The 24880-nt window shown below is 64.9% G+C and carries 22 protein-coding genes; 13 read left to right on the forward strand and 9 right to left on the reverse strand.

All coding sequences use genetic code 11. The features are described from left to right. Window positions 1-66: 66 nt before the first annotated feature. Both mmsB and nudC read left to right on the forward strand, forming a co-directional pair. The gene (gene mmsB, locus BMZ97_RS13490) at window positions 67-954 is read left to right on the forward strand and encodes a 3-hydroxyisobutyrate dehydrogenase (protein ID WP_092170067.1); all 888 of its coding nucleotides are present in this window, start codon (window positions 67-69) and stop codon (window positions 952-954) included. A 64-nt stretch (window positions 955-1018) separates the two neighbouring features. Beyond that, a complete protein-coding gene (gene nudC / locus BMZ97_RS13495) occupies window positions 1019-1984 on the forward strand; it encodes an NAD(+) diphosphatase (protein WP_092170070.1) in 966 nt (321 codons plus the stop codon). A gap of 44 nt (window positions 1985-2028) precedes the next feature. On the opposite strand, the gene BMZ97_RS13500 is transcribed toward nudC, so the two are convergent. Both BMZ97_RS13500 and BMZ97_RS13505 read right to left on the reverse strand, forming a co-directional pair. Beyond that, entirely contained in the window at window positions 2029-2883 is an 855-nt protein-coding gene (locus BMZ97_RS13500; RefSeq protein ID WP_092170072.1) for a prephenate dehydratase, read from the reverse strand. Window positions 2884-2889: 6 nt separating this feature from the next. Then, window positions 2890-3633 (reverse strand): 3-deoxy-manno-octulosonate cytidylyltransferase, encoded by a 744-nt coding sequence (locus BMZ97_RS13505; protein ID WP_092170075.1) that lies wholly within the window; start codon window positions 3631-3633, stop codon window positions 2890-2892. Between the two features lie 196 nt (window positions 3634-3829). Between BMZ97_RS13505 and BMZ97_RS13510 the strand changes: the two genes are divergently transcribed. From BMZ97_RS13510 to BMZ97_RS13540, 7 genes are all read left to right on the forward strand, one after another. Continuing rightward, complete coding sequence (locus BMZ97_RS13510) at window positions 3830-4369, forward strand: c-type cytochrome (RefSeq protein WP_092170077.1); 540 nt, start codon at window positions 3830-3832, stop codon at window positions 4367-4369. Between the two features lie 199 nt (window positions 4370-4568). After that, the gene (locus BMZ97_RS13515; protein ID WP_092171390.1) at window positions 4569-6431 is read left to right on the forward strand and encodes an extracellular solute-binding protein; all 1863 of its coding nucleotides are present in this window, start codon (window positions 4569-4571) and stop codon (window positions 6429-6431) included. A gap of 2 nt (window positions 6432-6433) precedes the next feature. Next, entirely contained in the window at window positions 6434-6835 is a 402-nt protein-coding gene (locus BMZ97_RS13520) for a DUF4260 domain-containing protein (RefSeq protein ID WP_244546398.1), read from the forward strand. A 6-nt stretch (window positions 6836-6841) separates the two neighbouring features. Continuing rightward, window positions 6842-7939 (forward strand): microcin C ABC transporter permease YejB, encoded by a 1098-nt coding sequence (locus tag BMZ97_RS13525; protein ID WP_092170080.1) that lies wholly within the window; start codon window positions 6842-6844, stop codon window positions 7937-7939. 4 nt (window positions 7940-7943) lie between these two features. Next, a complete protein-coding gene (locus BMZ97_RS13530) occupies window positions 7944-9119 on the forward strand; it encodes an ABC transporter permease (RefSeq protein ID WP_092170083.1) in 1176 nt (391 codons plus the stop codon). Continuing rightward, on the forward strand, window positions 9116-10747 hold the full coding sequence (locus BMZ97_RS13535; protein ID WP_244546399.1) for an ABC transporter ATP-binding protein: 1632 nt from the start codon (window positions 9116-9118) through the stop codon (window positions 10745-10747). Before BMZ97_RS13530 ends, BMZ97_RS13535 begins: the two co-directional genes overlap by 4 nt. Window positions 10748-10749: 2 nt before the next feature. Continuing rightward, window positions 10750-11967, forward strand: a complete 1218-nt coding sequence (locus BMZ97_RS13540) for a phosphopentomutase (RefSeq protein ID WP_092170088.1) — start codon at window positions 10750-10752, stop codon at window positions 11965-11967. Window positions 11968-11970: 3 nt separating this feature from the next. Here the strand turns inward: BMZ97_RS13540 and BMZ97_RS13545 are convergent, their stop codons facing one another. Further along, a complete protein-coding gene (locus BMZ97_RS13545) occupies window positions 11971-13428 on the reverse strand; it encodes a methyl-accepting chemotaxis protein (protein ID WP_175525547.1) in 1458 nt (485 codons plus the stop codon). Continuing rightward, a complete protein-coding gene (locus BMZ97_RS31245; protein WP_175525548.1) occupies window positions 13425-13796 on the reverse strand; it encodes a hypothetical protein in 372 nt (123 codons plus the stop codon). The genes BMZ97_RS13545 and BMZ97_RS31245 overlap by 4 nt, the downstream gene beginning before the upstream one ends. 192 nt (window positions 13797-13988) lie before the next feature. Here BMZ97_RS31245 and BMZ97_RS13550 point away from each other — a divergent pair, with 192 nt between their 5' ends. Then, a complete protein-coding gene (locus BMZ97_RS13550) occupies window positions 13989-14417 on the forward strand; it encodes a TadE/TadG family type IV pilus assembly protein (protein WP_092170093.1) in 429 nt (142 codons plus the stop codon). Window positions 14418-14455: 38 nt separating this feature from the next. Then, window positions 14456-16162 (forward strand): pilus assembly protein TadG-related protein, encoded by a 1707-nt coding sequence (locus BMZ97_RS13555; protein WP_092170096.1) that lies wholly within the window; start codon window positions 14456-14458, stop codon window positions 16160-16162. A 130-nt stretch (window positions 16163-16292) separates the two neighbouring features. On the opposite strand, the gene BMZ97_RS13560 is transcribed toward BMZ97_RS13555, so the two are convergent. The 5 genes from BMZ97_RS13560 to murA all read right to left on the reverse strand — a co-directional run bounded on the left by BMZ97_RS13560 (window position 16293) and on the right by murA (window position 20576). Beyond that, complete coding sequence (locus BMZ97_RS13560; RefSeq protein ID WP_092171395.1) at window positions 16293-16697, reverse strand: arsenate-mycothiol transferase ArsC; 405 nt, start codon at window positions 16695-16697, stop codon at window positions 16293-16295. Window positions 16698-16744: 47 nt separating this feature from the next. Continuing rightward, a complete protein-coding gene (locus BMZ97_RS13565; protein WP_092170098.1) occupies window positions 16745-17218 on the reverse strand; it encodes a UPF0262 family protein in 474 nt (157 codons plus the stop codon). A 264-nt stretch (window positions 17219-17482) separates the two neighbouring features. After that, on the reverse strand, window positions 17483-18775 hold the full coding sequence (hisD, locus tag BMZ97_RS13570) for a histidinol dehydrogenase (RefSeq protein ID WP_092170101.1): 1293 nt from the start codon (window positions 18773-18775) through the stop codon (window positions 17483-17485). A gap of 33 nt (window positions 18776-18808) precedes the next feature. Further along, the gene (locus BMZ97_RS13575) at window positions 18809-19255 is read right to left on the reverse strand and encodes a DUF2948 family protein (RefSeq protein WP_092170104.1); all 447 of its coding nucleotides are present in this window, start codon (window positions 19253-19255) and stop codon (window positions 18809-18811) included. A 31-nt stretch (window positions 19256-19286) separates the two neighbouring features. Continuing rightward, the gene (gene murA / locus BMZ97_RS13580; RefSeq protein ID WP_092170106.1) at window positions 19287-20576 is read right to left on the reverse strand and encodes a UDP-N-acetylglucosamine 1-carboxyvinyltransferase; all 1290 of its coding nucleotides are present in this window, start codon (window positions 20574-20576) and stop codon (window positions 19287-19289) included. 808 nt (window positions 20577-21384) lie between these two features. Here murA and BMZ97_RS13590 point away from each other — a divergent pair. Together BMZ97_RS13590 and BMZ97_RS13595 are read left to right on the forward strand one after the other, a co-directional pair. Further along, entirely contained in the window at window positions 21385-22308 is a 924-nt protein-coding gene (locus tag BMZ97_RS13590; protein ID WP_175525550.1) for an enoyl-CoA hydratase-related protein, read from the forward strand. Between the two features lie 146 nt (window positions 22309-22454). Further along, entirely contained in the window at window positions 22455-24782 is a 2328-nt protein-coding gene (locus tag BMZ97_RS13595) for a putative bifunctional diguanylate cyclase/phosphodiesterase (protein WP_092170115.1), read from the forward strand. Window positions 24783-24880 lie beyond the last annotated feature (98 nt).

The following is a 24880-nucleotide window of genomic DNA, read 5'->3' on the forward strand; positions in this document are numbered from 1 at the left end:
TGACGATCCCGAATCTGCTCTTCGCGCAGCCCGGGATGACACCAAGAACGACGAGAGGACACGCACATGACCAGCATCGCCTTCATCGGCCTCGGCAATATGGGCGGCCCCATGGCCGGCAATCTCGTCAAGGCGGGGCATATGGTCAGCGCCTTCGATCTGGCACAGAGCTCCAAGGATGCCGCTGCCGAGCTCGGCGTCGGGATCGCCGGTTCGGCCAAGGAGGCGGTCGCAGAGGCTGACATCGTCGTCACCATGCTGCCGGCCGGCAAGCATGTGCTCTCCGTCTGGGCCGACATCCTGCCCTCGGTGAAGCCGGGCGCACTGCTGATCGATTCCTCGACCATCGATGTCGAGAGTGCCCGCAAGGCGCATGCGCTGGCGGCCGAGCACGGCTGCCTCTCGCTCGACGCGCCGGTCTCCGGCGGCGTCGGCGGAGCCAAGGGCGCGACGCTGACCTTCATGGTCGGCGGCGCGGAGAAGGCCTTCGCGCTGGGGGAACCCATCCTCAAGGCAATGGGCCGGCGCATCGTGCATTGCGGCGACGCCGGCAACGGACAGGCCGCCAAGATCTGCAACAACATGATCCTGGGCATCTCGATGATCGGCGTCTCGGAGGCCTTCGTGCTCGCCGAGAAGCTCGGGCTCTCGCATCAGGCCCTGTTCGACGTCGCCTCGACCTCCTCGGGCCAATGCTGGTCGTTGACGACCTATTGTCCTGTGCCTGGCCCAGTGCCGACTTCGCCTGCCAACAACGAATACAAGCCCGGCTTCGCCTCGGCTCTGATGCTCAAGGACCTGAAACTCTCCCAGGAAGCCGCACAAGCAGCCGGCGCCTCGACGCCGCTCGGGGCGGCGGCCGCACAGCTCTACGGCATCCACAATGCCTGGGGAGAAGGCGGCGCTGATTTCTCGGCCATCATCCATCTGCTGCGGGGGCGCAACCTTTCGTGAAGCGCGCTTGCTTTTCGTGAAGCGTGCTTGCGTGGCCCCGTGACGAGCAGCTAGGACGGAAGCCATGAACGATGCTTCCAACCGCCGCGAACGCTCGGCCCAGACCGGCTTCGCCACCAGCCATCTCGATCGCCGGGCCGATCTGCGCGACAAGCCGGATGCGATCGCGGCCCTGCGCCATCGCTCCGATACACGGCTGACCGTGCTCGCGGGCGAGACACCCGTGCTGAAGCGGCTCGAAGGCGAGGCGCTGTCGGTCTGGTTCAGCCATGGCGAGACCGAATGGCTCGGCGCCGGGCTGGAAGAGGCCTTTCTCGGGCTCGACCCTGACGGCGCGCCGCGCTTCGCGCGGCTGATCGACAAGGCGCTGGCCGAGCCCTTGCGCGAACGGCCTGAAGTGCTGCTCACCGACCTGCGTTCGGTCGCGCTGAAGCGGCTCGTGCCCGCCCATGAACTCGGCCCGCTCGGCGAAGGCAAGGCGCTGCTCGACTGGCATGCGCGCCACCGCTTCTGCGCGCAATGCGGCGGCCCAAGCGAACTCGCCTCGGCTGGTTGGAAGCGGCAATGCACGGCCTGCGGCGCGCAGCATTTCCCGCGCACCGACCCGGTCGTGATCATGCTCGCCACGCGCGGCGACAAATGCCTGCTGGCGCGGCAGGCCCGCTTCGCGCCGGGCATGTATTCCTGCATCGCCGGTTTCATCGAGCCGGGCGAGACCTTCGAGGATGCGGTGCGCCGCGAGACCTGGGAGGAGGCGGGCCTGCGCACCGGCACGGTGCGCTACATCGCCTCGCAGCCCTGGCCATTTCCCGGTTCGCTGATGATCGGCTGCCTGGTCGAAGCGCTCAACGACGATATCGTGCTCGACGGCATGGAGCTGGAGGCCGGGCGCTGGTTCTCGCGGGCCGAGGCCCTGCAGATGCTGGAAGGCAATCATCCCGAAGGCTTCACCAGCCCCCAGCATCTGGCGATCGCCAATACGATCCTCCGGGCCTGGGCCGTGGAGGGGGAAGAGGTGAATGGCGAGTAGCGAATGACGCCCTACTCGCTATTCGCCATTCGCCACTCGCTTTCTTACTCGCCCGCCTCCGCGAAACTCTCGCGGAAGGCGTGCGCCGGGTAGACGCCGAGGATCTTCATCTCCTTCGAGAAATATTCCAGCTCCTGCAGCGCCCGCTTCAGATGCGGGTCGTCCGGATGGCCCTCGACATCGAGATAGAACATCGTCGCGGAGAAATGCCCATCGACCATGTAGCTCTCGAGCTTGGTCATGTTGATGCCGTTCGTCGCGAAGCCGCCAAGCGCCTTGTAGAGCGCAGCCGGAATGTTGCGGACGCGGAAGACCAGGGTCGTCACGGTCTTGCCCGGACCCTGGCGGGCGAATTCCGGATATTTCGACAGGATCACGAAGCGCGTGGTGTTGTGCTTCTCGTCCTCGATATCCTCCATCAGGATCTCGAGCCCATAGACCTCGGCGGCGATGCGCGGCGAGATCGCGGCACGGGTCAGGTCTCCGGCCTCGGCGACCTGCCGGGCGGACCCCGCCGTATCGGCCGCGACCTCAGCCTTGAGGCCGAGCTTGCGGATCATCTTGCGGCACTGGCCGAGCGCGTGAATGTGGCTCTGCACCGTCTTCAGCGTGGCCAGCGTCGCGCCTTTCAGCGCCATCAGATGGAAGCGGATCGGCAGGAAGTGCTCGCCGATGATGTGCAGCCCCGAACGCGGCAGCAGATGGTGGATGTCGGCGACGCGGCCGGCGATCGAATTATCGATCGGGATCATGCCGTAGCGCGCCGTGCCGTCGCTGACTGCCGCCAGCGCGTCCTCGAAGGTCGCGCAAGGCAGCAATTCGCAATCGGGGAAGGCCTGCAGGGCCGCCTGCGACGAGAAGGCGCCGGGTTCACCCTGATAGGACACGATGACAGACATAAAACTCTAGGCTCCGGCGCGGGCTGACAGGATCGCGCGGGCGCGGTCCAGATCATGGGGGGTATCGACGCCGAGCGGCACGTCGTCAACGACGATGATGTCGATGCGCATGCCGTCCTCGATGGCGCGCAATTGCTCCAGCCGCTCGCGCCTCTCCAGGGGAGAAGGCGGCAGCGAGACGAAGCGGTCGAGCGCTTTGCGGCGATAGGTGTAGAGGCCGATGTGATGATAGAGCGGCCCCTCCCCACCCGGCGCGGTGACGCGAGTAAAGTAGAGCGCGCGCATGCGCCCGGGCGCGATCTCGCTGCCGATCGCCTTGACGACGCTGGGCTCGGTCTTCTCGTCCTCGCGCGTGATGATTGCGGCGAGCGTCACGATATCCACAGCCGAATCCGAGAGCGGCCCGACCGAGGCTGCGATCACGCGCGGATCGATGGTGGGCAGGTCGCCCTGAACATTCACGATGACATCGTGCCGCCCCTGGGGATCGAGGATGTCGGCCGCCTCCTTGATCCGGTCCGAGCCCGAGGGATGATCGTCGCGGGTCAGCACGGCGCGGCCACCGGCCTTCTCGATCACGTCGACGATGCGGGCCTCGTCGGTTGCGACGGCGACCGGGCCGATACCGGCCTCCATGGCGCGGCGCCAGACATGCACGATCATCGCCTCGCCATGGATATCGGCGAGCGGCTTGCCGGGCAGACGCGTCGCGGTCATGCGGGCGGGAATCAGAATCAGAGGGTCGGACATCGCGGCAGGCTCGGCTGGGCCGTAGGGGCACGGCGGGAAGCGTCAAAAGGTCTCAAAGCGGAGGGTGCTTATACGAGTTGCATTGCAGCGCGCAAAGCGGTTAAGCAACGGTCGGGTGTCGGCGCTTTCAGGCCCCGGCCAAAGCGCTGTCTTGCCTCCCGCGCTATCGCGTCGGTGGGCCGAGGGTTCGGATACGATGGATATCGAAACCAACAAGATCGCCGGAGCGGTTCTCTCCACTCTGCTCGTGGTGATGGGGCTCAGCATGATCTCCGGGATCGTCTTTACGCCTCACAAGCCGGCGGTGCCCGGTTTCGACCTGCCGAGCGAGGAACCCGCCGCGGCGGCCGGCGCGGCAGCGCCCGCAGCCGACGAGCCGATCGCGGTACGCCTCGCCAAGGCCGACCCGGCCAAGGGCGAAAAGGCAGTCGGCGCCTGCAAGGCCTGCCACAGCTTCGAGAAGGGCGGCCCCAACAAGGTTGGCCCGCATCTCTACGACGTCTACGGTCGTAGTGAAGGCTCAGTCGAAGGCTTCGGCTACTCGGCCGCGATGAAGGGCCGCAACGACAAGGTTTGGGAGGCCGATGGGCTCGACCACTTCCTGAAGGGGCCGAAGGCTTATGTTCCCGGCACCGCGATGGCCTTCGCCGGCATCAGCAAGCCCGATACCCGCGCCGACGTCATCGCCTATCTGAACACGCTCTCCGACGCACCGAAGCCGCTGCCGAAGCCCTGAGGTTTCAGCCGGCTTCGATCCGGCGCTCATTTCGATTGTGCCAAGCCGGGCCCGTCAGCCCGGCTTTTGCATATCCGCGCCATGCTGTCGCCGTCAGGATGGCGGCAAATCCCTGAATGACTGGCGTAGCCGGCCGCGTTCGACATAATCGGAACGCGAATCGGCCGGCGAACCAATTTGGAGGCAGAAGAGCATGGCGATGCGCATCACACGCCGCAGATTGCTGGAAGCGGGCAGTGCTGCTCTGGCGAGCGCGAGCCTGCCGTCGTTCAGCGGCTCGGCACTGGCGCAAGCTGATGAAATCCATGGCCTCTCGACCTTCGGCGAATTGGCGCTGCCCGCCGATTTTCCCTATTTCGCCTATGTGAACCCCAAGGCGCCCAAGGGCGGCACGCTGACGATGCAGATCAAGCGCGCCGGCGGCAATCAGAGCTTCGATACCTTCAACACGCTCAACACCTTCGTGCTCCAAGGCGACGGCGCGGCGGGCATGGATGCCTGCTTCGACAGCCTGATGACGGGCTCTGGCGATGAACCAGGTTCGCTCTACGGCCTGCTGGCTAAAAGCGTGGCGATCTCGCAGGACAAGCTGACCTACCGGTTCCGGCTCCGGCCCGAGGCAAGGTTCCATGACGGCACGCGGGTGACGGCCGCCGACGTCGCCTTCAGCATGAATCTGCTCAAGAGCAAGGGACACCCCTCCTTCCGCCTGACACTGAACGAACTGGTCTTGTCGCAAGCCGAGGGCGACGACATCGTCGTCGTGCAGCTCTCGCCCAAGCGCAGCCGCGACCTGCATCTCATCGTCGCCGGCCTGCCGGTGTTCTCCGAAAAATACTGGTCGACGCGCAATTTCGAGGCATCGACGCTGGAGCCGCCGCTCGGCTCGGGCGCCTACAAGATCGGCCGCTTCGAGCAGGGGCGCTTCATCGAGTTCGAGCGCGTGCCGGATTACTGGGGCAAGGATCTGCCCGTGAATATCGGCACCAATAATTTCGACCGGGTGCGCTGGGAATATTTCCGCGACAGGCAGGTCGCCTTCGAAGCCTTCAAGAGCGGCGTCATCACCTTCCAAGAGGAGTTCACCTCGCGGATCTGGGCGACGGGCTACGATTTCCCCTCGATCAAGGAAGGCAAGGTCAAGAAGGAATCTCTGCCCAAGACCGAGCCGATCGGCTCGCAGGGCTGGATCTTCAATCTGCGCCGCGACAAGTTTTCCGATCCACGCATTCGCGAGGCGCTGGGGCTATCCTTCGATTTCGACTGGACCAACAAGAACATCATGTTCTCGTCCTTCAGCCGGATGACTTCCTATTTCGAGAACTCCGACTGCAAAGCCGTCGGCAAACCCTCGGCCGAGGAGCTCAAGCTGCTTGAGCCGTTCCGTGGCCAGGTGCCCGACGAGGTCTTCGACGAGCCCTTCCTGCCGCCGGTTTCGGACGGCTCGGGCAGCGACCGCAACCTGCTGCACCGGGCTGACGAGATGCTGCGCGCCGCCGGCTGCAAGCGCGAAGGCAATGTCCTGAAGCTGCCCAATGGCCAGCCCTTCGAGATCGAATTCCTCGATTCGCAAGGGGCGCTGCAGCCCCACACCCAGCCCTTCCAGGCCAATCTCAAGCGTCTCGGCATCAACGCGACCTCGCGCATCGTCGATGCGGCGCAATACCAGCGGCGTACACAGGAATTCGATTTCGACATCATCAGCATGGCCCTTTCGGGCAGTTCGATTCCTAGCGATACGCTACGCATCGTCTACGGGTCGTCTGCCGCGAAGACGCCTGGCTCGCGTAATCTCGGCGGCATCGCCCACCCCGCCATCGATGCGATGATCGAGACAATCGGGCAGGCCCACAGCTATGCCGAGGTCGTCATTGCCGCGAAATGCCTGGACCGGCTGCTGCGGGCCGGGCGCTACTGGATTCCGATGTGGTGGAACGCCCATGAGTGGCTCGCCTATTGGGACATGTTCGACAGGCCCCAGACCAAGCCGAAATATTCCTCCGGCGCACCGGGGATCTGGTGGTACGACGCCGAAAAAGCCAAGCGCATCGGGAAAGCCTGAGCATGGCGGCGCTCATGCAGGGCCACGTCACGGGGGGGCCAAACCTGCTCCTGCGCCTCGAAGGTGTCTTGCTCGGCGGGCTCAGCGTCTGGCTTTTTGCCCGCACCGGCGTTTCATGGTGGATCTTCGCAGGGCTCATCCTGGCGCCTGATCTCGCTATGCTCGGCTATCTCTCCGGCCCCCGGCTGGGTTGCGCAATCTACAACGCCGCCCATTCTCTGATCGGCCCGGTCCTGCTGGGCGTTGCCGCCACGGCTTCGGAATCCACCCTGATGCTGGCCATAGCCTTGATCTGGGCCGCGCATGTCGCGTTCGACCGAGCGCTCGGTTATGGACTGAAATATGCTACGCGCTTCGCTGACACTCATCTCGGCGTTATTGGCCCAGCCAGAAGGACCGAGTGAACCGGCATGCTGAGCTATATCGCGAGACGTATCGCCCTGATGGTGCCGACGCTGTTCGGCATCCTGCTGATCTCCTTCATCATCGTGCAATTCGCGCCCGGCGGGCCAGTCGAGCGCGTGATCGCGCAATTGCAGAATCCGGCGGCCGGAAGCGCGTCGGATCGCGTCGGCGGCGGCCAGGGCGGCGATGCCGGCGCGCAATTGGGCGGTGATTCGAATTCGGCCTATCGCGGCGCGCAGGGGCTCGACCCCGCCTTCATCAAGGAGCTCGAAAAGCAGTTCGGCTTCGACAAGCCGGCGCATGAGCGCTTCCTCAAGATGCTCGGCGACTACATCCGCTTCGATTTCGGGCGCAGCTATTTCCGCGATGCGCCGGTGCTGCAATTGATCAAGGAGAAGCTGCCGGTCTCGATCTCGCTCGGCCTGTGGATGACGCTTCTGTCCTATGCGATCTCGATCCCGCTCGGCATCCGCAAGGCGGTGAAGGACGGTTCGCGCTTCGACACCTGGACCAGCGCGATCGTCATCGTGGGTTATGCCATCCCGGGTTTCCTCTTTGCGATCCTGCTGATCGTGCTCTTCGCCGGCGGCTCGTTCTGGCAGATCTTTCCGCTGCGCGGGCTCCATTCCGAAAACTGGGCGCAGCTCAGCCTGCTCGGCAAGACCATCGATTATCTCTGGCACATCGCCCTGCCCGTCACCGCGATGGCGTTGGGCGCCTTCGCCACCTCGACCCTGCTGACCAAGAACTCCTTCCTCGACGAGATCAGGAAGCAATATGTGCTCACCGCGCGGATGAAGGGGCTCTCCGAGCGCGGCGTGCTCTATGGCCATGTCTTCCGCAACGCCATGCTGATCGTGATCGCCGGCTTTCCCGGCGCCTTCGTGCACGCGCTCTTCGCCGGCTCATTGCTGATCGAGACGATCTTCTCGCTCGACGGCTTGGGGCTCTTGTCCTTCGAGGCGATCGTCAACCGCGACTACCCGGTCGTCTTCGCCAATCTCTACATCTTCTCGCTGATCGGCCTTGTCGTGCACCTCATCACCGACCTGACCTACACCTGGGTCGACCCCCGCATCGATTTCGAGACGCGGGAGGCCTGAGGCGATGAGCGACACGCTGATCGATGCGCCGCCGCCAGCCTTGCGCAGCCATGCGCCGTTGGCCCCGCTGGAGGCAAGCCAGGGCTGGCTCAAGCTCTCGCCGATCAACCGGCGCCGGCTGAACAACTTCAAGGCCAACAGGCGCGGCTGGTGGTCGCTCTGGATCTTCCTTGCACTGTTTACGCTCTCGCTCTTCGCCGAGTTCATCGCCAACGATCGGCCCTTGATCGTGCGCTACAAGGGCGAATGGCTGTTCCCGGTCGCGGTGAACTACCCTGAGGAGAAGTTCGGCGGCTTTCTCGCCACGACGGACTATCGCGACCCGGTGATCGCCAAGGAGATCGCAGCCAATGGTTACGCGATCTGGCCCCTGATCCGCTACAGCTACCAGACGCACAATCTCGATCTGCCGGTGCCCGCGCCCGCGCCGCCGACCTGGCTGCTCAAGAATGAGCAATGCCGCGTTATCGCCGAGCGCAGCGGCGGCACGGGCTGTCGCGATCTCGAATGGAACTGGCTCGGCACCGACGACCAGGGCCGCGACGTCATCGCGCGATTGATCTACGGCTTCCGCATCTCGATCCTGTTCGGGTTGATCCTGTCCTCGATTTCCTCCGTGATCGGCATCGCGGCCGGCGCCATCCAGGGTTATTTCGGCGGCTGGACCGACCTGATCTTCCAGCGCGTCATCGAGATCTGGACCTCGATCCCGGCGCTCTACCTGCTGATCATCGTGGCGGCGATCATCACGCCGAGTTTCTTCGTCTTGCTCGGCATCCTGCTGCTGTTCTCATGGGTCGCGCTTGTCGGCGTGGTGCGGGCCGAGTTCCTGCGGGCGCGCAATTTCGAATATGTCCGCGCCGCGCGTGCGCTCGGCCTCTCCAACCGCGCCATCATGGTCAAGCATCTCTTGCCCAATGCGATGGTCGCAACGCTGACCTTCCTGCCCTTCATCCTGAACGGCTCGATCACCACCTTGACCTCGCTCGACTTCCTCGGTTTCGGTCTACCGCCCGGCTCACCATCGCTCGGCGAATTGCTGGCGCAGGGGAAATCGAACCTGCAGGCGCCATGGCTCGGCCTCTCCGGCTTCGTTGTGATCGCGCTGATGTTGTCGCTGCTGATCTTCATCGGCGAGGCAGTACGCGATGCGTTCGATCCGAGGAAAACCTTCGCGTGACCGCCGCCCCCCTCCTCTCCGTCCTGGACCTCTCCGTCGCCTTCCGCCAAGGCGGGCGCGAGACGCTGGCCGTCGACCACATCTCCTTCCAGATCGCCAAGGGCGAGACGCTCGCCATCGTCGGCGAGTCGGGCTCGGGCAAATCGGTCTCGGCGCTCTCGATCCTGAAGCTGTTGAACTACCCCTCCGCGCATCACCCCTCCGGCAAGGTCATGTTCAACGGCCAGGATCTGATCGCGGCCGATGAGGATGCGATGCGCAAGGTGCGCGGCAACGACATCACCATGGTGTTCCAGGAGCCGATGACCTCGCTCAACCCGCTGCACACGATCCAGCGGCAGATTGGCGAGATCCTCGAGCTGCACAAAGGCCTGCGCGGCGACAAGGCGCGTGCCCGCACGCTCGAACTCCTGGCGCTGGTCGGCATCCGCGATGCGGAAAGTCGATTGGAAGCCTATCCGCACCAGCTTTCGGGCGGACAGCGCCAGCGCGTGATGATCGCGATGGCGCTCGCCAACGAACCCGAACTGCTGATCGCCGACGAGCCCACGACAGCGCTCGACGTCACGGTGCAGGCCCAGATCCTCAAGCTGTTGAAGGAGCTTCAGGGCCGGCTCGGCATGGCGATGCTGTTCATCACCCATGATCTCGGCATCGTCCGGCGCATCGCCGACAGGGTCTGCGTCATGCTCAAGGGTCAGATCGTCGAGCAGGGACCAGTCAGCGAGATCTTCGGCAATCCCCGGCACGACTACACCAAACGGTTGCTCGCAGCCGAGCCGAAGGGCCGCCCGGCCCCCATCGCAGAGGGCGCCGCCACGCTGCTCGAAGCTGGACCGATGAAGATCTGGTTCCCGATCAAATCCGGTTTCCTGCGCCGCACCACCAGCCATGTGAAGGCGGTCGACGGCATCGCAATCAAGGTGCGCGAGGGCGAGACGCTCGGCGTCGTCGGCGAATCCGGCTCCGGCAAGACGACGCTCGGCCTCGCCATCCTGCGCTTAATCTCCTCGGAGGGGCCGATCATCTTCCTCGGCGACCGCATCGACGGGCTCACCAGCGCCGCCGTCCGGCCCAAACGTCGGGATCTCCAGGTCGTCTTCCAGGATCCTTACGGCTCGCTCTCACCGCGCATGTCGGTGGCCGAGATCGTGGCCGAGGGCCTGACCGTGCAACAAAGCGAGCTGAGTTATGCCCAGCGGCGCGAGATCGTCGCCCAGGCCCTCGATGATGTCGGGCTCGATCCAAGCGCGATGGACCGCTACCCGCATGAATTCTCCGGCGGCCAGCGCCAGCGCATCGCGATTGCGCGCGCCATGGCGCTCGACCCGAAGTTCGTCGTGCTGGACGAACCGACCTCCGCGCTCGACATGTCGGTTCAAGCGCAGATCGTCGAATTGCTGCGCGATCTCCAGGCCAGGCGCAAACTCGGCTATCTTTTCATCAGCCACGATCTCAAGGTCGTGCGGGCGCTCTCGCACCGGGTGGTGGTGATGCAGAACGGCAAGGTCGTCGAGGAGGGACCGGCCGAAGAGATCTTCGCCCGACCGCGCGAGGCCTATACCCAGGCCCTGCTCGCAGCCGCTCTCAACCTCGAACCCGTCGGCATCGCCGCCGTGAAGGACTGAGCATGGCTCGCGCCATCCTGATCGTGCTCGATTCCGTCGGCTGCGGCGGAGCACGGGACGCGCATCTCTACGGCGACGAGGGTGCCGACACGCTGGGACATATCGCACAAGCCTGCGCCGATGGCAGGGGTGATCGCGCGGACCTGCGCAAGGGGCCGCTCAAATTGCCCAATCTGGTACGCCTCGGCCTTGCCCATGCCTGCGAGGCGTCCACTGGCAAACCGCTCGCCGGCATCGTCAAACCCGCCGCTCCCAAAGGCCAATACGGCTACGGCGTCGAGATCAGCCAGGGCAAGGACACGCCGTCCGGCCATTGGGAGATCGCCGGCTGCCCCGTGCCCTTCCAATGGGGCTATTTCACCGCGCTGGAGAATTCCTTCCCGCCCGATCTGGTCGCAGCGATGGTCAAGCAAGGCGCCCTGCCCGGCATCCTCGGCAACAAGCATGCGTCGGGCACCGCGATTATCGACGAGCTCGGCGAGGAGCACATCCGGTCGGGCAAGCCGATCTGCTACACCTCGGTCGACTCCGTGCTCCAGATCGCAGCTCACGAGGAGCTGTTCGGGCTGGAGCGGCTTTACGAGCTCTGCCGCAAGACGCGCCTTCTCGTCGACCCGCTGAAGATCGGCCGCGTGATCGCAAGGCCCTTCCTGGGGACGGCCGAGGACGGCTTCAAGCGCACCGGGAACCGCAAGGATTTCGCCATCCCACCACCTGACGAGACCTTGCTAGACCGGCTGGCGGCGCAAGGGCGCACGGTCATTACCGTCGGCAAGATCGGCGACATCTTCGCCCATCGCGCGACCGGCGAAGAGATCAAGCCCTTCGGCAATGCGGCGATGTTCGAGGCCGCGCTGGAGGCGCTGGAACGTCTGCCCGATCGCGGCTTCTGCTTCGTCAACCTCGTCGACTTCGACAGCGAATATGGCCATCGCCGCGACGTACCGGGCTATGCCGCCGCGCTGGAAGCCTTCGATGCGGCTCTGCCGCGCCTGGAAGCCGGGCTGAGACCGGGCGATATCGCGATGATCACCGCCGATCATGGCAATGATCCGACCTGGCCGGGCACGGACCATACGCGCGAGCACACGCCGATTCTTGCTTTTGGGCCCAAGCTGGCGCCGGGCCCGATCGGCCGGCGCGAGAGCTTTTCCGATATCGCGGCGACACTCGGAACCTGGCTCGGCATCGGCGCTGTGGGGCCTGGCCGCCCCTGGTAGTGCTCAGGCCGCCGCAACCAGAGTGCAGAACGCCGCGACCTCATGGCGGATGCTGTGAGCCTGCGCGGCAAGCGCATCGGCCGCCTCCTGCAATTGCTCCGCCGCATCATGCGTGCGCACCGTCATCAGCTCGAAATTGCCGACGACGCCGACGCCGCGCCTGGCGCCCTCGAAGGACAGCTGGACCTGGCGCGCGATCTCGGCGGTCGCGCGATCCTGCTCATGGACCGCGACCGCAATCGCCTCGGCCACTTTCTCGACCTCACCCATTGCGCCAACGATGTCGCGGATGGCCTTGAGCGAGCGTTGCGAGGCGATCTGCATCGCATGGATCTGGCCTGAGACTTCGTCGGTGGCGCGAGCCGTCTGCGCCGACAATGTCTTCACCTCGCTGGCAACAACCGCGAAGCCGCGCCCCATCTCCCCGGCACGCGCCGCCTCGATCGTGGCGTTCAGCGCCAGCATGCTGGTCTGCGCCGCGATGCCGCGAATGATCTCGACGACGGCGCCGACATTCTCGCTGTTGCGGGCAAGCTCCTCGATTTCATCGCTGGCGCGGCGCGCGAGATCGGCCGCGTTCTTGGAACCGTCAGCGGAATGCGAGACGTTTCGGCCGATCTCACCGATCGATTCCGCGAGCTGACCGCTCGCATTGGCGAGCTGATCGATGCCGCGCGTCGTCGCGTCCGCGGCCTCCGAGACCAGCGCCATCTGCTGGCGCGCCTGATCCGACGTGCCGGTCAGTTCGCGCGACCCGCCCTGCATGGTCTCGGCCGAGCGATCGAGCACCGCCATGGCCCGCTCCATCTGGGAGCGGAAGTTCTGGACGATCTCGCGCAGCGCCTCCGCGCGTCGCCCGAGCTCTTCCGCCTGGTGCTTTTCGCGTTCGCCCGCCATCCGCTCGCGCTCGGCGATCTCGTTGGCCCGCTGCAAACTGTTTTCGTTGGTCGCGAACATGCGCCCCAGGATCACGGCAAGAGCCGCCAGGAACACGGTTTCGATGATGACGATCACGGCGTGCAACAGCACCCGCAGGAGGCTGCCGCCCTGATAGAACACAGCCGACGGCAAGATATATTGCAGGGCGAGGTGGTGCAGCGCGGTCAAGGCGGCGCCCATCACGATGGGGCGCCAATCGCAGAAACCGGCGAGCAAGGCCAGGACCGCGAAATAATACATATGTGTGTCGGGCTGCCAGGGATGGCCGGCGAAACTATAGACCAGCATCGAGACCTGGCCGATCAGCACGAGCGCAATGACGAGCTGCGTGACGATGGCGACGCCGTAGCGCAAATAGAGCAGCAAGGCACCCACGGCCAGCAGTAGGGCACAGGACGCCGGCAGCAGGATGTCCCCGCCGAGGAACCAGATGCTCAGTGCCAGGATCGGTACATGCAGGAAGGCGAGCCCTAGCAGCACGCGCGCGACGGAGACGCGAATGCCCGTCAAGGTCCAGATCATAGGGATGGCTCCACGGACACGCGGGAATCGAGACAGCCGGCGAGTCCAGCGAGCGCCAGCATGAGCAGGGCGCCTCGCGGTCTGGCGGCCTCGGCGCCGGCCTCGGCCACGATCACGATGAAAGGTGAAATGCCCCCGCGCAGGACGCGATGCCCGGCCGCGAGGCTTCGCGCGATCGCGTCCTGCTGCGGCAGCCATGGCGGGAAGATGATAGCCTGCGGCACGGCTCGACCGATCGGGGCCTGAGGCAAGCTGAGCACGGCAGCCAGGCTGACAGCCATGAGAGTCAGCGCCACGATGCAGCCATCCCGTAGGGCCGTGACCCGCCCGCTATTGGCGGAGACTCCGATCAGGCTTCCCGATGTCATGGGACGTGGGTCTCTCCAGAGGCGGCAAGGTTTCTGCGCGTTTCCGGATGAACTGGGGCCACTCCCGTAAAGTTTTGCTTAAAGATGAAGGCAAAGCCTAACCGTGTTGATTTTGAGCGCTTCCGTTTACTGTTTTTAAGAGGTTGAAAATTACAACTGTAGATAGTATTTAAATACCAGAGGGTGCATCCCATGTGGACCTCAGCAAACCGGCTCCGTCGGAACGAAGCCGCCACCAGCGCCGTCGAATTCGCGATGGTCGCGCCAGTCCTCCTTCTGATGATATTCGGCATCATCGGTTACGGCTACGTTCTGGGCATTTATCACGGCATCCAGCAAGTCGCCTCCGAAGCCGCCCGCGCCTCCGTTTCCGGCGTAACCGACGCTGAACGCGACCAGATCGCGCGCGCCTTCGTCACAGCGAACGCATCCTCCTACGCATTCCTCGATCCGACCAAGGTAAGCGTGACGACGGCCCAGAGCGGCCCGCCGCAGCAGACCTTCTCGGTCGCGGTTGCCTACGACATGTCCGGCACGCTCTTCCAGAGCCTCGCCTCACTTGTCTCGCTACCACCACCTACGGTTGTGCGCCAAGCTGTCATCCAGCGCGGCGGCTACTGACCCAGATCCTTGCTCTCAGCCCCTCGCAGGAGGCCGTGATGAATTGCAGCTTCAAAGCCTTTGCCAAGAACGAGCGCGGTGGTGCAGCTCTGCTCTTCGCCGCCGGGATCTTCGTCCTTTTCGGCTTTGGCGCGATGGCGGTCGATGTCGGCAGCTTCTTCTATGAGAAGAGGCGACAGCAGACCGCCAACGATCTCGCGGCGCTTGCAGCCGCTGCGGATCTGCCGCGCGCCACGGCTGCCGCGCAGGCCACCGCCGGCAGCAACGGCTACCCGGCCAACACCGTCCTGACCGTACAGACCGGCATCTACAACGCCGACGCGACGATACCGGTCAACAACCGCTTCACGCCCAGCACGGGAACGACAGCCAACGCCGTCAAGGTCGAGATGCGCAGCGTCACGCAGATGCTGCTTGGCCGCGTTCTCGCGGCCAGTCCGTCAAGCACGGCCCAGGCCAGCACGACGCTGGCGAGCTACTCGAGTGGTGATGTGCCGATCGGCAGCAGCGCCATCGCGGTGCAGGATGCGCAGGCCGCCTTCGCGGTCGGTTCACGGCTGGCGCAACTGGACGGCGGTCTCCTGAACAGCCTGCTCGGTTCGCTCCTGGGCAGCAGCGTCTCCCTTTCCGTGATGGACTACAACGGGCTGGCGCAGGCGCGGATCGACCTGTTCACATTCTCCAAATACTTGGCGGTGCGCGCGAATCTGTCGGCCGTGACCTATGACGACGTGCTGAAGGCCAATGTGAAACTCGGCGACGTGCTTTATGCCGCCCAGCAGGCCGCGCGCGACAACAGCACCAGCAGCGTGACAGCGAACAACGCGCTCTCGCAGCTGGCCACGGCGACGGCTAACTCGACGCAGCGCGTCGACCTGACCAAGCTCATCTCGTTTGGCCCCGCCGGCCAGACAGCGCTGTCGCTGCCGGGGCCGATCACGGCTTCGCTTACGGCGCTGGACTTCGTCTCGGCGGTCGCCCAGATCTCCAATGGCACGCGCCAGATCGACACGGGGCTTTCCATCAACATCCCGGGCCTCGCGGCGGTCTCGCTCAAGCTCGCCATCGGCGAGCGGCCAGTGGGCACGAGCCTCGTCAGCGTCGGACGCGCAGGCGCGACCGTCCACACCGCCCAGACCCGCCTGCTGCTGACGATCAACCTCGTCGGCGGCGTACAAGGCTCGCTGGTAAGCCTGCCGCTCTATCTCGAGCTCGCGGCCGCAACGGCGAAGCTCACGAGCGTCCAGTGCAATGCCGGCGACGTCACCACCTCCCGTGTCACGCTCGGCGTCACACCGGCCGTGGTCGACGCCTGGATCGGGCAGGTCTCGCTGGCGGACTTCAACAACTTCAGCACGAGCCCGAACCCGCCCGCCGCCGTGGTTCTGAACCTTGGCCTCCTCAAGGTGACGCTGCGGGCACATGCGACCATGACGAATCTGGCTGAGACCCCGGTGAGCTTCACCTATCCGGAGATCCTGCGCGGCGACAAACACACGACCTCGACGCAGGATTTCATCGCGAGCCTATTGTCGCGCCTCTTTGGCGATCTCGAGATCCGTCTCGATCCGCTGGGACTCGACCTCGGCGGCGTCGGCAACCTCGTCGGCGGCGTCGTCGCAGCCGCGGCGACCCCGATCGACCAATTGCTCACCGGTGTGCTCGGAACGCTCGGCATCGGCCTCGGCCAGGCCGATAGCTGGGTCACCGGCGTGCGCTGCGGTGGCTCCCTGCTGGTGCGCTAAGTTCAGCCGTCATTGCGAGCGCAGCGAAGCAATCCAGGGGGCGCCGAGCTCTGTCGCTCCTGGATTGCTTCGTCGCTTTGCTCCTCGCAATGACGGTGTGGTTCACGCCAAAATGGTTCGAAGGGCGCTCTCACGCCCTCAGCCTGTCCTTGATGCGTTGCATCAACCCGTCGCGCACCTCGCGATAGGCCTCCAGCACCTGCTCGCGCGAGCCCTGCACGACGGTAGGGTCGATCGTCGGCCAATATTCGACATCGGCAGCGACCGTGCGCGTCAGATCGAGCGCCTTGTGATGAGCTTCCGGCGAGAGCGAAATGATCAGGTCGAAATTCAACCCCTCCCACTCTTCCAGCTCCTCGACCGATTTCGGCTTGTGCTTGTGGGCGTCGATGCCGATCTCGTCGAGAACCGTGAGCATGAAGCCGTCCACCTCGCCCCGCCTGGCCCCGGCCGACTGGACATAGATCGACTTGCCGAAGAAGTGCTTGGCCATCGCCTCGGCCATGGGCGAACGCACCGCGTTCTGCGCGCACATGAACAGCACGCTCTGAACCTTGCGCGAGGCGGCGGGCTCCACCCTGCTCAGCCCTTCCAGTGCAACGCATAGATTAGCGTGAAGAGCCGCCGTGCCGTGTCGAAATCGATTTCGACCTTGCTCGCGAGGCGGTCCACCAGAATATGCGCCGCCTCGTCGTGAAGGCCGCGCCGGCCCATGTCGATCGATTCGATCTGCGAGGGCGTGGCGGTGCGGATGGCGGCGTAATAGCTCTCGCAGACCAGCGCATAGTCCTTGATGATGCGACGCAGCGGCGTCAGCGAGAGATGATGCGCAACGACGGGAACGCCATCGGCCTGACGGACGTCGAAGACCAGCCGGCGCTCGACCAATGCCAGATGCGCCAGATAGGGCCCGCCATCATGGCCGGGAAGCGCGAAGTGATTGCGCTCGATCAGATCGTAGATCGCAACCGCGCGCTCGTGCTCCTGATCCGGCGAGCCACGCCCAAGCGAGGCTTCGTCGAGCGTGACGCCGATCAGGCATTTCGTCTCCGACATGCAATCTCCGATCGGACCGGACGGCCCTAAAGCCGGATGATGTCAGATGGGATCACCAAGTAATCCCATCTGACATCATCCGGCTCTCATCTAAACGTGAGAGCAGGATCAATGCGAAAAACCGGTCCCCACTTTTTCGCATCCTGCTCAAGAGCTGCTGAACGATCCAACTGGATCGTTCAGCAGCTCTCGCTCTTTGTTTTATCGCGTTTTCTTCACGCGAACCGGTGTCCACTTCGCTCGAAAACGCTCTGGGACATTGATTCACAGATTCAGTCTGATCGTCACGGAACGACCATGCGCCTGCAAGCCCTCCGCTTCGGCAAGCCGGACGGCGGCCGGCGCGAGCGCGCGCAGCGCCTCGGGCCCGCATTGCAGCAGCGAGGTCCGCTTCATGAAGTCGAGGACGCCAAGCCCGGAGGAGAAGCGGGCCGAGCGCGCCGTCGGCAGGACATGGTTGGGCCCGCCGACATAGTCGCCGATGGCCTCGGGCGTGTGGCCGCCGATGAAGATCGCGCCGGCATTGCGGATCCTGGCTGCGAGGCGCTCGGGTTCGGCCGTCATGATCTCGAGATGCTCGGGCGCGAGGCGGTCGACCAGCGGGATCGCGGCCTCCAGATCAACGACCAGCAGGATCGCGCCGTAATCAGCCCAGCTCTTGCCGGCGATCTCGGCGCGCGGCAGCGTCGCAAGCTGCGCAATGACGGCCTTCTCGACCTCGCCGGCCAAACCGGCATCGTCCGTCATCAGGATCGACTGGGCCGAGACGTCGTGCTCGGCCTGGGCCAGCAGGTCGGCGGCGATCCAGTCTGGATTTGCCGAACCATCCGCGATGACCAGGACCTCGGAGGGACCGGCGATCATGTCGATACCGACCTGGCCGAAGACGCGCCGCTTCGCTGCGGCGACATAGGCGTTGCCTGGGCCGACGATCTTGGAGACCGGGGCGATCGTCGCCGTGCCATAGGCGAGCGCGGCCACGGCCTGCGCGCCACCGATGCGATAGACCTCGTCGACGCCGGCGAGCCGCGCCGCGGCCAGCACCAGCGGGTTGGTTTCGCCGCGCGGGGTCGGCGCAACCATCACCACCCGGTCGACACCGGCGACCTTGGCCGGAACGGCGTTCATCAGCACCGAGGACGGGTAGCTTGCCGTGCCGCCCGGCACATAGAGTCCGACCGCCTCGATCGCGCTCCAGCGCCAGCCGCTTGCGACCCCGGCCTCATCCGTGAACCAGGCATCCTGCGGCTTCTGGCGCAGATGATAGGCCTCGATGCGTGCGCGCGCGGTTTCCAGCGCCGCGAGCTGCTCGGATGGGCAGGCCTTGACGGCGGCATCGATCTCCGCCTCGGAGACGCGCAGGCTCGGTGGCGTCAGGTCGAGCCCGTCGAAGCGGCTGGTATAGGCGATGAGCGCTGCGTCGCCCTGAGCGCGGACCTCGGCGATGATGTCGGCGACGACGCGATCGACCTCCTCGGAGACCTCGCGCTTGGCGCCCAGCAGGTGCTGAAAATCCTGCTCGAAGCGTGCATCCCTGTCATCGAGCCTGATCGGCATCGCAAAACCTTAAGAGCTATGGCGTGGAACAGGTCAGGCGCCGTTGGGATGGTCGGGCGTCGCGACCGCTTCCCAGACCGGGCCGAGATCCTTCATCTGAGCTTCGATACATTCGACAGCGAGCCGGATCGCGGCACCGTCCGAGAAGTGCAAGGTGACGTCGCCAGCCGGGCCGTCGCGCTCGTCGAAGGTGATTGCCAGCAGGTTCAGGACCGTGCCCGGGGCGGCTGTGTCGATCCCTGTGCTGCGGGCCGTGGTGACCCGCTCGAAATGCAGCGCGGCGAGACGCCGCCGGCGCTGCCCGGCCTGCACGCCCGCCCAGTCGAACCGGCGCGCCGCGAGCGCGAAACGCTTTTCGCCTGGAAGATAAGCGATATCCGCCACCTTCAGGACAGCATCCTGAAGATGAGCGGACAGGATCGCCAGATCGTCAGTGTCGAGTGCGATCAGCTTCAGCGGGTCTGCGGCGTCAATCGGCATCGCGATGTTCTGGCGAGGCCGCGCGGTAACGTCAACTGCTGATGCGTTCGACCTCGGCGCCGCAGCGCGTCAGCTTCGCCTCGAGCGCCTCGAAACCGCGGTCGAGATGGTAGACGCGGTTGATCGTGGTGTCGCCTTCGGCGGCGAGACCGCCGATGACGAGCGAGACCGAGGCGCGCAGATCCGTCGCCATCACAGGAGCGCCGGTGAGCTTGGCGACGCCCTCGACATAGGCGGCATCGCCGTCCAGCCTGATCTTCGCGCCCAGCCGCGCCAGCTCCTGCACATGCATGAAGCGGTTCTCGAAGATGGTCTCGCGAATGCGCGAGGTGCCCTTAGCCCGCGTCATCAGCGCCATGAACTGCGCCTGGAGATCGGTCGGGAAGCCAGGGAAGGGGTCGGTGTCGACATCGACGGCGTTCAGCGCCTGGCCGTTGCGGCGGACGCGGATACCCTCATTGGTCGAGCTGATATCGACGCCCGCCTTGGTCAGAACGTCGAGCGCCGATTGCAGCAGGTCGGGACGCGCGCCTTCGAGCAGTACGTCGCCGCCCGTCATCGCGACGGCCATCGCATAGGTCCCGGTCTCGATACGGTCGGGCAGGACCGCGTGATGGGCACCGCCAAGGCGGGCGACACCGGTGACGACGATGCGCGAGGTGCCGGCCCCCTCGATCTTGGCGCCCATCTTAACGAGGCAGGCGGCAAGGTCCGTCACCTCCGGCTCGCGCGCGGCATTCTCGATGACCGTCGTGCCATCGGCCAGCACGGCAGCCATCAGCGCGGTATGGGTGCCACCGACCGTGACCTTCGGGAAGCTGATCTCGGCACCCTTCAGGCCCTTGGGCGCCCGCGCCAGGGCGTAGCCGTTCTCGATGGTGATCTGCGCACCGAGTTTCTCCAGCGCCATCAGCAGCAGATCGACAGGGCGCGTGCCGATGGCGCAGCCGCCGGGCAGCGAAACCTTGGCCTCGCCCATGCGCGCCAGGATCGGCGCAATCACCCAGAAGCTCGCCCGCATGGTCGAGACCAATTCATAGGGCGCGCAGGTATCGGTGATCTGGCGCGCCGTCAGAGAGATGGTCTGGCCGCTTTCGGCCGACTGGCCGATGCGCTTGCCCGCGACCGTGCGATCGACCCCCTGGTTGGACAGGATCCGCGACAGCGCCGTGACGTCGGAGAGGCGCGGCACATTGACCAGCGTCAACGTCTCGTCCGTCAGCAGGCTTGCGATCATCAGCGGGAGAGCGGCGTTTTTCGCCCCCGAGATCTGGATATTGCCATTGAGGCGCTGGCCGCCGGTGATGCGGATCTTGTCCATCGTGATGACCTGCTGGCCTGCCGCCGCGAAACGCCGGGCGGCGCATGAATTATGAGAATCAGGACCGGGAGGTTTCGGCCTGGGCTTGCGATACCGGTTCCTGCGCTTTCGCCTCATCCGTGCGGCGAGCGCGAGCCTGAGCCTTGCGGCGCTTCAGGTTCTCGCGGAGGGCGGCGGCAAGGCGCGCTCTCTTCTCGTCTTCTGCGGATGGTGGGCGGTTCACGGCATCAACTCGGCATCAACGTTTCAACGCTCGGATCGCGGCGAATTCGCGGCGCATCGTTAGCCCTGGTTGTGGTTTTGAACAAGCAGGTGAGCGCGCGGCAAGACGTAAGCCCGGCAAGACGCAAACCCGCAGCCGGCCCTGTCCCGTTTCGCGACAGGTCTTCCGTGCCACAGCGGCTCATCCCGGCATCCCTCTAGCTTCGCAACGGGCTTCGCGTGGGACGCCCCGCCCCCTGAAAAGGAAACGATCCGCCGCGATCGGCAAGCTGCGAGAACGATTGTTCCGCCCTGGAGGGAACTGGCGCCCGAATCTTTCCTTCGCGGAGTGAGCCCGCCCGACAGCACGTGATTTGCTCAAGGCAAGGACACGATCGGGATCTGTTCCACATCGTTCAAGGCCTTGGTCACGACACCGGTCTGAGTTGACGATACGGAATAAAGCTTAACGAAATTAACCATTTCGATGGGATCCCGTTTACAGTTTCTTAACTTCAACTACCTTGACCGGGCGTTCTCGACGCGCGGCAACCGGGAGGTCAGCGGCATGTTCCAGTCTCTTTCGTCAGTTCCGAAGACTGGTTCCGTGACGACGCTCGACAGTTGCGACGTCATCGACGCCATCCGGCATCAGGCCGGCTTCCTGCCCGAGGTGCAGATCGACTACGAACCCGACATCCTGACCTTGTGGGTGACGATCCGGCCGGAGCTGAAGCCGGTTTTCACGCTTCAGCTGCTCGACAGCCTGGGCAAGATTCAGCGCGCGATCTTCGCGCTATGGGGTGCGCCGGACCAATATCATCGCGCTCCGGTCCGCTTTCTCGCTTTCCGCGGAACGGGGCCGTTCTTCACGCTCGGCGGCGATCTCGACTTCTATCTCGACTGCCTGGCCAAGAATGATCGCGCGGCGCTGGCCGAATATGCGCGGCTCTCGATCGAGGGCGCGGTCTGGAACGCCAGCGGCCTGAACGGCCTCGTGGTCACGCTCTCGACCATTCACGCCAAGGCGATCGGCGGCGGCATCGACGCGCCGCGCTCCTGCAACATCATGATCGCCGAGGAGCAGGCCTCGTTCGTCTACCCCGAAATCAAGTTCAACCATTTCCCGATCACGGCGGTCGCGATCCTGTCGCGCCGCATGGGACCGCGCGCCGCCGAGCAGATGCTGCTCTCCGGCGAGGAGCTCAGCGCCCGCGATTTCATGGCGGCGGGCGGCCTGGAAGCCGTCGTCCCAACGGGAACGGGCGAGAGCTGGATTCGCAAATACGCAGCCGATTCCTTGCCCATGCATGCCGCCAAGACCGCACTGTTCTCGGCCTTCAACCGCCGCGCCGGCGATCTGAAGGAGGAGCTGGAGCATCTCGGGGAGATCTGGACCAACTGCATGCTGCGGCTGAACCCCAGCGCGATCTCGAAGTTGCAACGCATCGCGCAGACGCAGGATCGCATGCTCGCTCGCGTCTACCAACGCCCACCTGCGGTTGCAGTAAGCGCTTCGAGCGGCCGCTAAGGCTGTATTGAGGCCGTATGCGGCCCCTCCGAATTCGGAGAACACCCACACCAAACATTTACTTCTGCCGCCATAAAGCATTTAAACGGAGCGACTTGTGGCGAGAGATGCGCGATCTCCGCTTGTCGCCGTAAAGGGCGGGAGCGATGGCGGAAGCCCTCAGGCGATCAGCGGATGGCGGCTTGAGCGATCCGGGCAAGGACTTCGACCTGCCCGGCTACCGCCTGCTCGTCAGCTCGCTGTTCTCGTCGCCGGCCTCGATCGTCCCCGGCGGGATCGCCGGCATCCTGACGCCCTTTCTGTGCTGGCTCTCGAGCGACAAGCACCTGTTCCTGAATCTGACCGTTCTGGTCGCGCTGATCGTCTCGCTGCGATTGATGACGGTGATCTCCTATCGTCGGCAGGACCATTCCGAGGATGGCCTGCGCGAAACGCGGCGCTGGGATCGCGAGTATTTCTTCGGCGCCACCGCCTTCAGCGCCGTCCTCGGCTATAGCTGCTATGCCGCGCTGGCTCTGACCGACGACGCGGCAGCGCATATCACCTCGGTCGCTTCGACGATCGCGCTCGCCTCGGGCTATGTCTCGCGCAATGCCGGGCGGCCGAAATTCGTCGCGGTGCAGATCCTGACCTTCTGCATTCCGATGGCCGTTGGCCTCATCCAGGCCCATAATGTCTACTACCAATATATCGGCTATTTCGCCTTTCTGTATGTCGCGGCCAATATCGCGATCACCAACTCGCTGCATCGTAACCTGCTCGCGCTGAGCGACGCGACCAAGCAGTCGAAGGCCCTGGCCTCGGCGCTGCATTCGCAGAACCTGACCCTAGATGCCGCCCTCAACACCATGATCCACGGGCTTGCGATGTTCGACCGCGATCTGAAGCTCGCGGTCAGCAACGCGCCCTATCGCGCGCTCTACGGCATTCCCGAAACGCTGGCGCTGCCGGGCACGCCATTGACCGCGATCGCCCGTTTCCTGATCGAACGCCAGATCATCGACGCCGAGCAGGTGCGCGACGTCCGGGGCGCGCTCGTGGCGGTGCAGGACATGCAGCAGACGATGACCCGCGAGCTCCAGACCCGGGGCGGTCGCGTGCTCGTCATCACCATCGCGCCGGCGGCCGAAGGCGGCGTGCTGATGCTGACCGAGGACGCGACCGATCGGAAGGCGACCGAGGCGCGCATCGAGCAGATGGCGCGCTTCGACGAATTGACCGGGCTCGCCAACCGCTTCGAGTTCAACAACCACATCACCGAGGCCTTCGGCCGGCTGGAGCGGACCGGCGAGGCCTTCGCCCTGCTCTATGTCGATCTGGACGGCTTCAAACAGGTCAACGACAATCTCGGCCACGATATCGGCGATCGCGTGCTGAGCGAAACGGCGAGCCGGCTGAAGAGCAGCATTCGCGGCGGCGACCTGCTCGCCCGCTTCGGCGGCGACGAATTCCTGCTGATCCTGCCCTCGGCCAGCCACGCCGTCGTCACCAGTATCGCCCAGCGCATGATCGACGCGATGTCCAAGGTCTTCCACCTCGACACCAAGACCGTCTACGTCACGGCCAGCGTCGGCATCGCCATGGCGCCCCATGATGGCGCGACGCCGGTGGATCTGCTGCGGCACGCCGACACCGCGCTCTACAAGGCCAAGGCCGCCGGCCGCAACACGCTGACCTTCTTCAACCCGGCCATGGCCGAGGAGATGCTTGATCGGCACGAAATCGAAGTCGATCTGCGCAAGGCCTGCGACGAGGGTGCGCTCGAACTCTATTACCAGCCGATCATCGACCTGAAGACGCATGCGATCGTGACGCGCGAGGCGCTGATGCGCTGGCACCACCCGACGCGCGGCATGATCCCGCCCGGCGTGTTCATTCCGATCGCCGAGCAATCCGGCCTGATCGCGGCGATGGGGAACTGGGCGATCCGGCAGGCCTGCAAGGATGCGGCGCAGTGGGGCAACGAGATCGGCGTCTCCGTCAACATCTCGCCGCTGCAGTTCCGCGAACCGCGCCGCATCGTCGAAACGGTGAAGGACGCGCTGATCACCTCCCATCTCGGCTCACACCGGCTGACGCTGGAGGTGACGGAATCGCTGCTGATCGAGGACAATAAGAGCACGCTTGCCGTCATCGACGAGCTCAGGGCGCTCGGCGTGCGCTTCGCGCTCGACGATTTCGGCACCGGCTATTCCTCGCTCGCCTATCTCTCGACCTACCCCTTCGCGCAGGTGAAGATCGACCAGAGCTTCACCCGCAACGTCCACACCAACGAAGCCTCGAAGGCGATCATCGAGGCGGTCTGCCAGCTCGCACGCCGGCTCTCGATGAATGTCGTGGTCGAGGGCATCGAGACCGAGCAGCAGCGCATCGCTGTGCAATTGCTCGGCGCGCAGCGAGCCCAGGGCTATCTCTTCGGCCGACCCGAGCCGCTCTCGACCTTCTCCCCCGACAAGGGCCGCAAGATCGCCTGAATCTCCCTCTGACGCTCTTCCGGGTCGCGCGGCCTTGATTCCGGCGGTCTCGCGACGCATCAGCAGTTGCAAGAGCATTGCGCCAAAAGTGGGCCCCT

It is taken from the genome of Allobosea sp. OK403 (assembly GCF_900113835.1).
Classification (GTDB): Bacteria; Pseudomonadota; Alphaproteobacteria; order Rhizobiales; family Beijerinckiaceae; genus Allobosea.

Coding starts and splice junctions, on each gene's coding strand:
- BMZ97_RS13595 (WP_092170115.1), top strand. CDS start 22,455: ATGGCGGAAGCCCTCAGGCGATCAGCGGATGGCGGCTTGAGCGATCCG.
- BMZ97_RS13555 (WP_092170096.1), top strand. CDS start 14,456: ATGAATTGCAGCTTCAAAGCCTTTGCCAAGAACGAGCGCGGTGGTGCA.
- mmsB (WP_092170067.1), top strand. CDS start 67: ATGACCAGCATCGCCTTCATCGGCCTCGGCAATATGGGCGGCCCCATG.
- BMZ97_RS31245 (WP_175525548.1), bottom strand. CDS start 13,796: ATGACATCGGGAAGCCTGATCGGAGTCTCCGCCAATAGCGGGCGGGTC.
- murA (WP_092170106.1), bottom strand. CDS start 20,576: ATGGACAAGATCCGCATCACCGGCGGCCAGCGCCTCAATGGCAATATC.
- BMZ97_RS13575 (WP_092170104.1), bottom strand. CDS start 19,255: ATGCCGATTGACGCCGCAGACCCGCTGAAGCTGATCGCACTCGACACT.
- BMZ97_RS13545 (WP_175525547.1), bottom strand. CDS start 13,428: ATGATCTGGACCTTGACGGGCATTCGCGTCTCCGTCGCGCGCGTGCTG.
- BMZ97_RS13540 (WP_092170088.1), top strand. CDS start 10,750: ATGGCTCGCGCCATCCTGATCGTGCTCGATTCCGTCGGCTGCGGCGGA.
- BMZ97_RS13520 (WP_244546398.1), top strand. CDS start 6,434: ATGGCGGCGCTCATGCAGGGCCACGTCACGGGGGGGCCAAACCTGCTC.
- BMZ97_RS13505 (WP_092170075.1), bottom strand. CDS start 3,633: ATGTCCGACCCTCTGATTCTGATTCCCGCCCGCATGACCGCGACGCGT.
- nudC (WP_092170070.1), top strand. CDS start 1,019: ATGAACGATGCTTCCAACCGCCGCGAACGCTCGGCCCAGACCGGCTTC.
- BMZ97_RS13515 (WP_092171390.1), top strand. CDS start 4,569: ATGCGCATCACACGCCGCAGATTGCTGGAAGCGGGCAGTGCTGCTCTG.
- BMZ97_RS13560 (WP_092171395.1), bottom strand. CDS start 16,697: ATGTGCGCGCAGAACGCGGTGCGTTCGCCCATGGCCGAGGCGATGGCC.
- BMZ97_RS13525 (WP_092170080.1), top strand. CDS start 6,842: ATGCTGAGCTATATCGCGAGACGTATCGCCCTGATGGTGCCGACGCTG.
- BMZ97_RS13530 (WP_092170083.1), top strand. CDS start 7,944: ATGAGCGACACGCTGATCGATGCGCCGCCGCCAGCCTTGCGCAGCCAT.
- BMZ97_RS13500 (WP_092170072.1), bottom strand. CDS start 2,883: ATGTCTGTCATCGTGTCCTATCAGGGTGAACCCGGCGCCTTCTCGTCG.
- hisD (WP_092170101.1), bottom strand. CDS start 18,775: ATGCCGATCAGGCTCGATGACAGGGATGCACGCTTCGAGCAGGATTTT.
- BMZ97_RS13550 (WP_092170093.1), top strand. CDS start 13,989: ATGTGGACCTCAGCAAACCGGCTCCGTCGGAACGAAGCCGCCACCAGC.
- BMZ97_RS13565 (WP_092170098.1), bottom strand. CDS start 17,218: ATGTCGGAGACGAAATGCCTGATCGGCGTCACGCTCGACGAAGCCTCG.
- BMZ97_RS13510 (WP_092170077.1), top strand. CDS start 3,830: ATGGATATCGAAACCAACAAGATCGCCGGAGCGGTTCTCTCCACTCTG.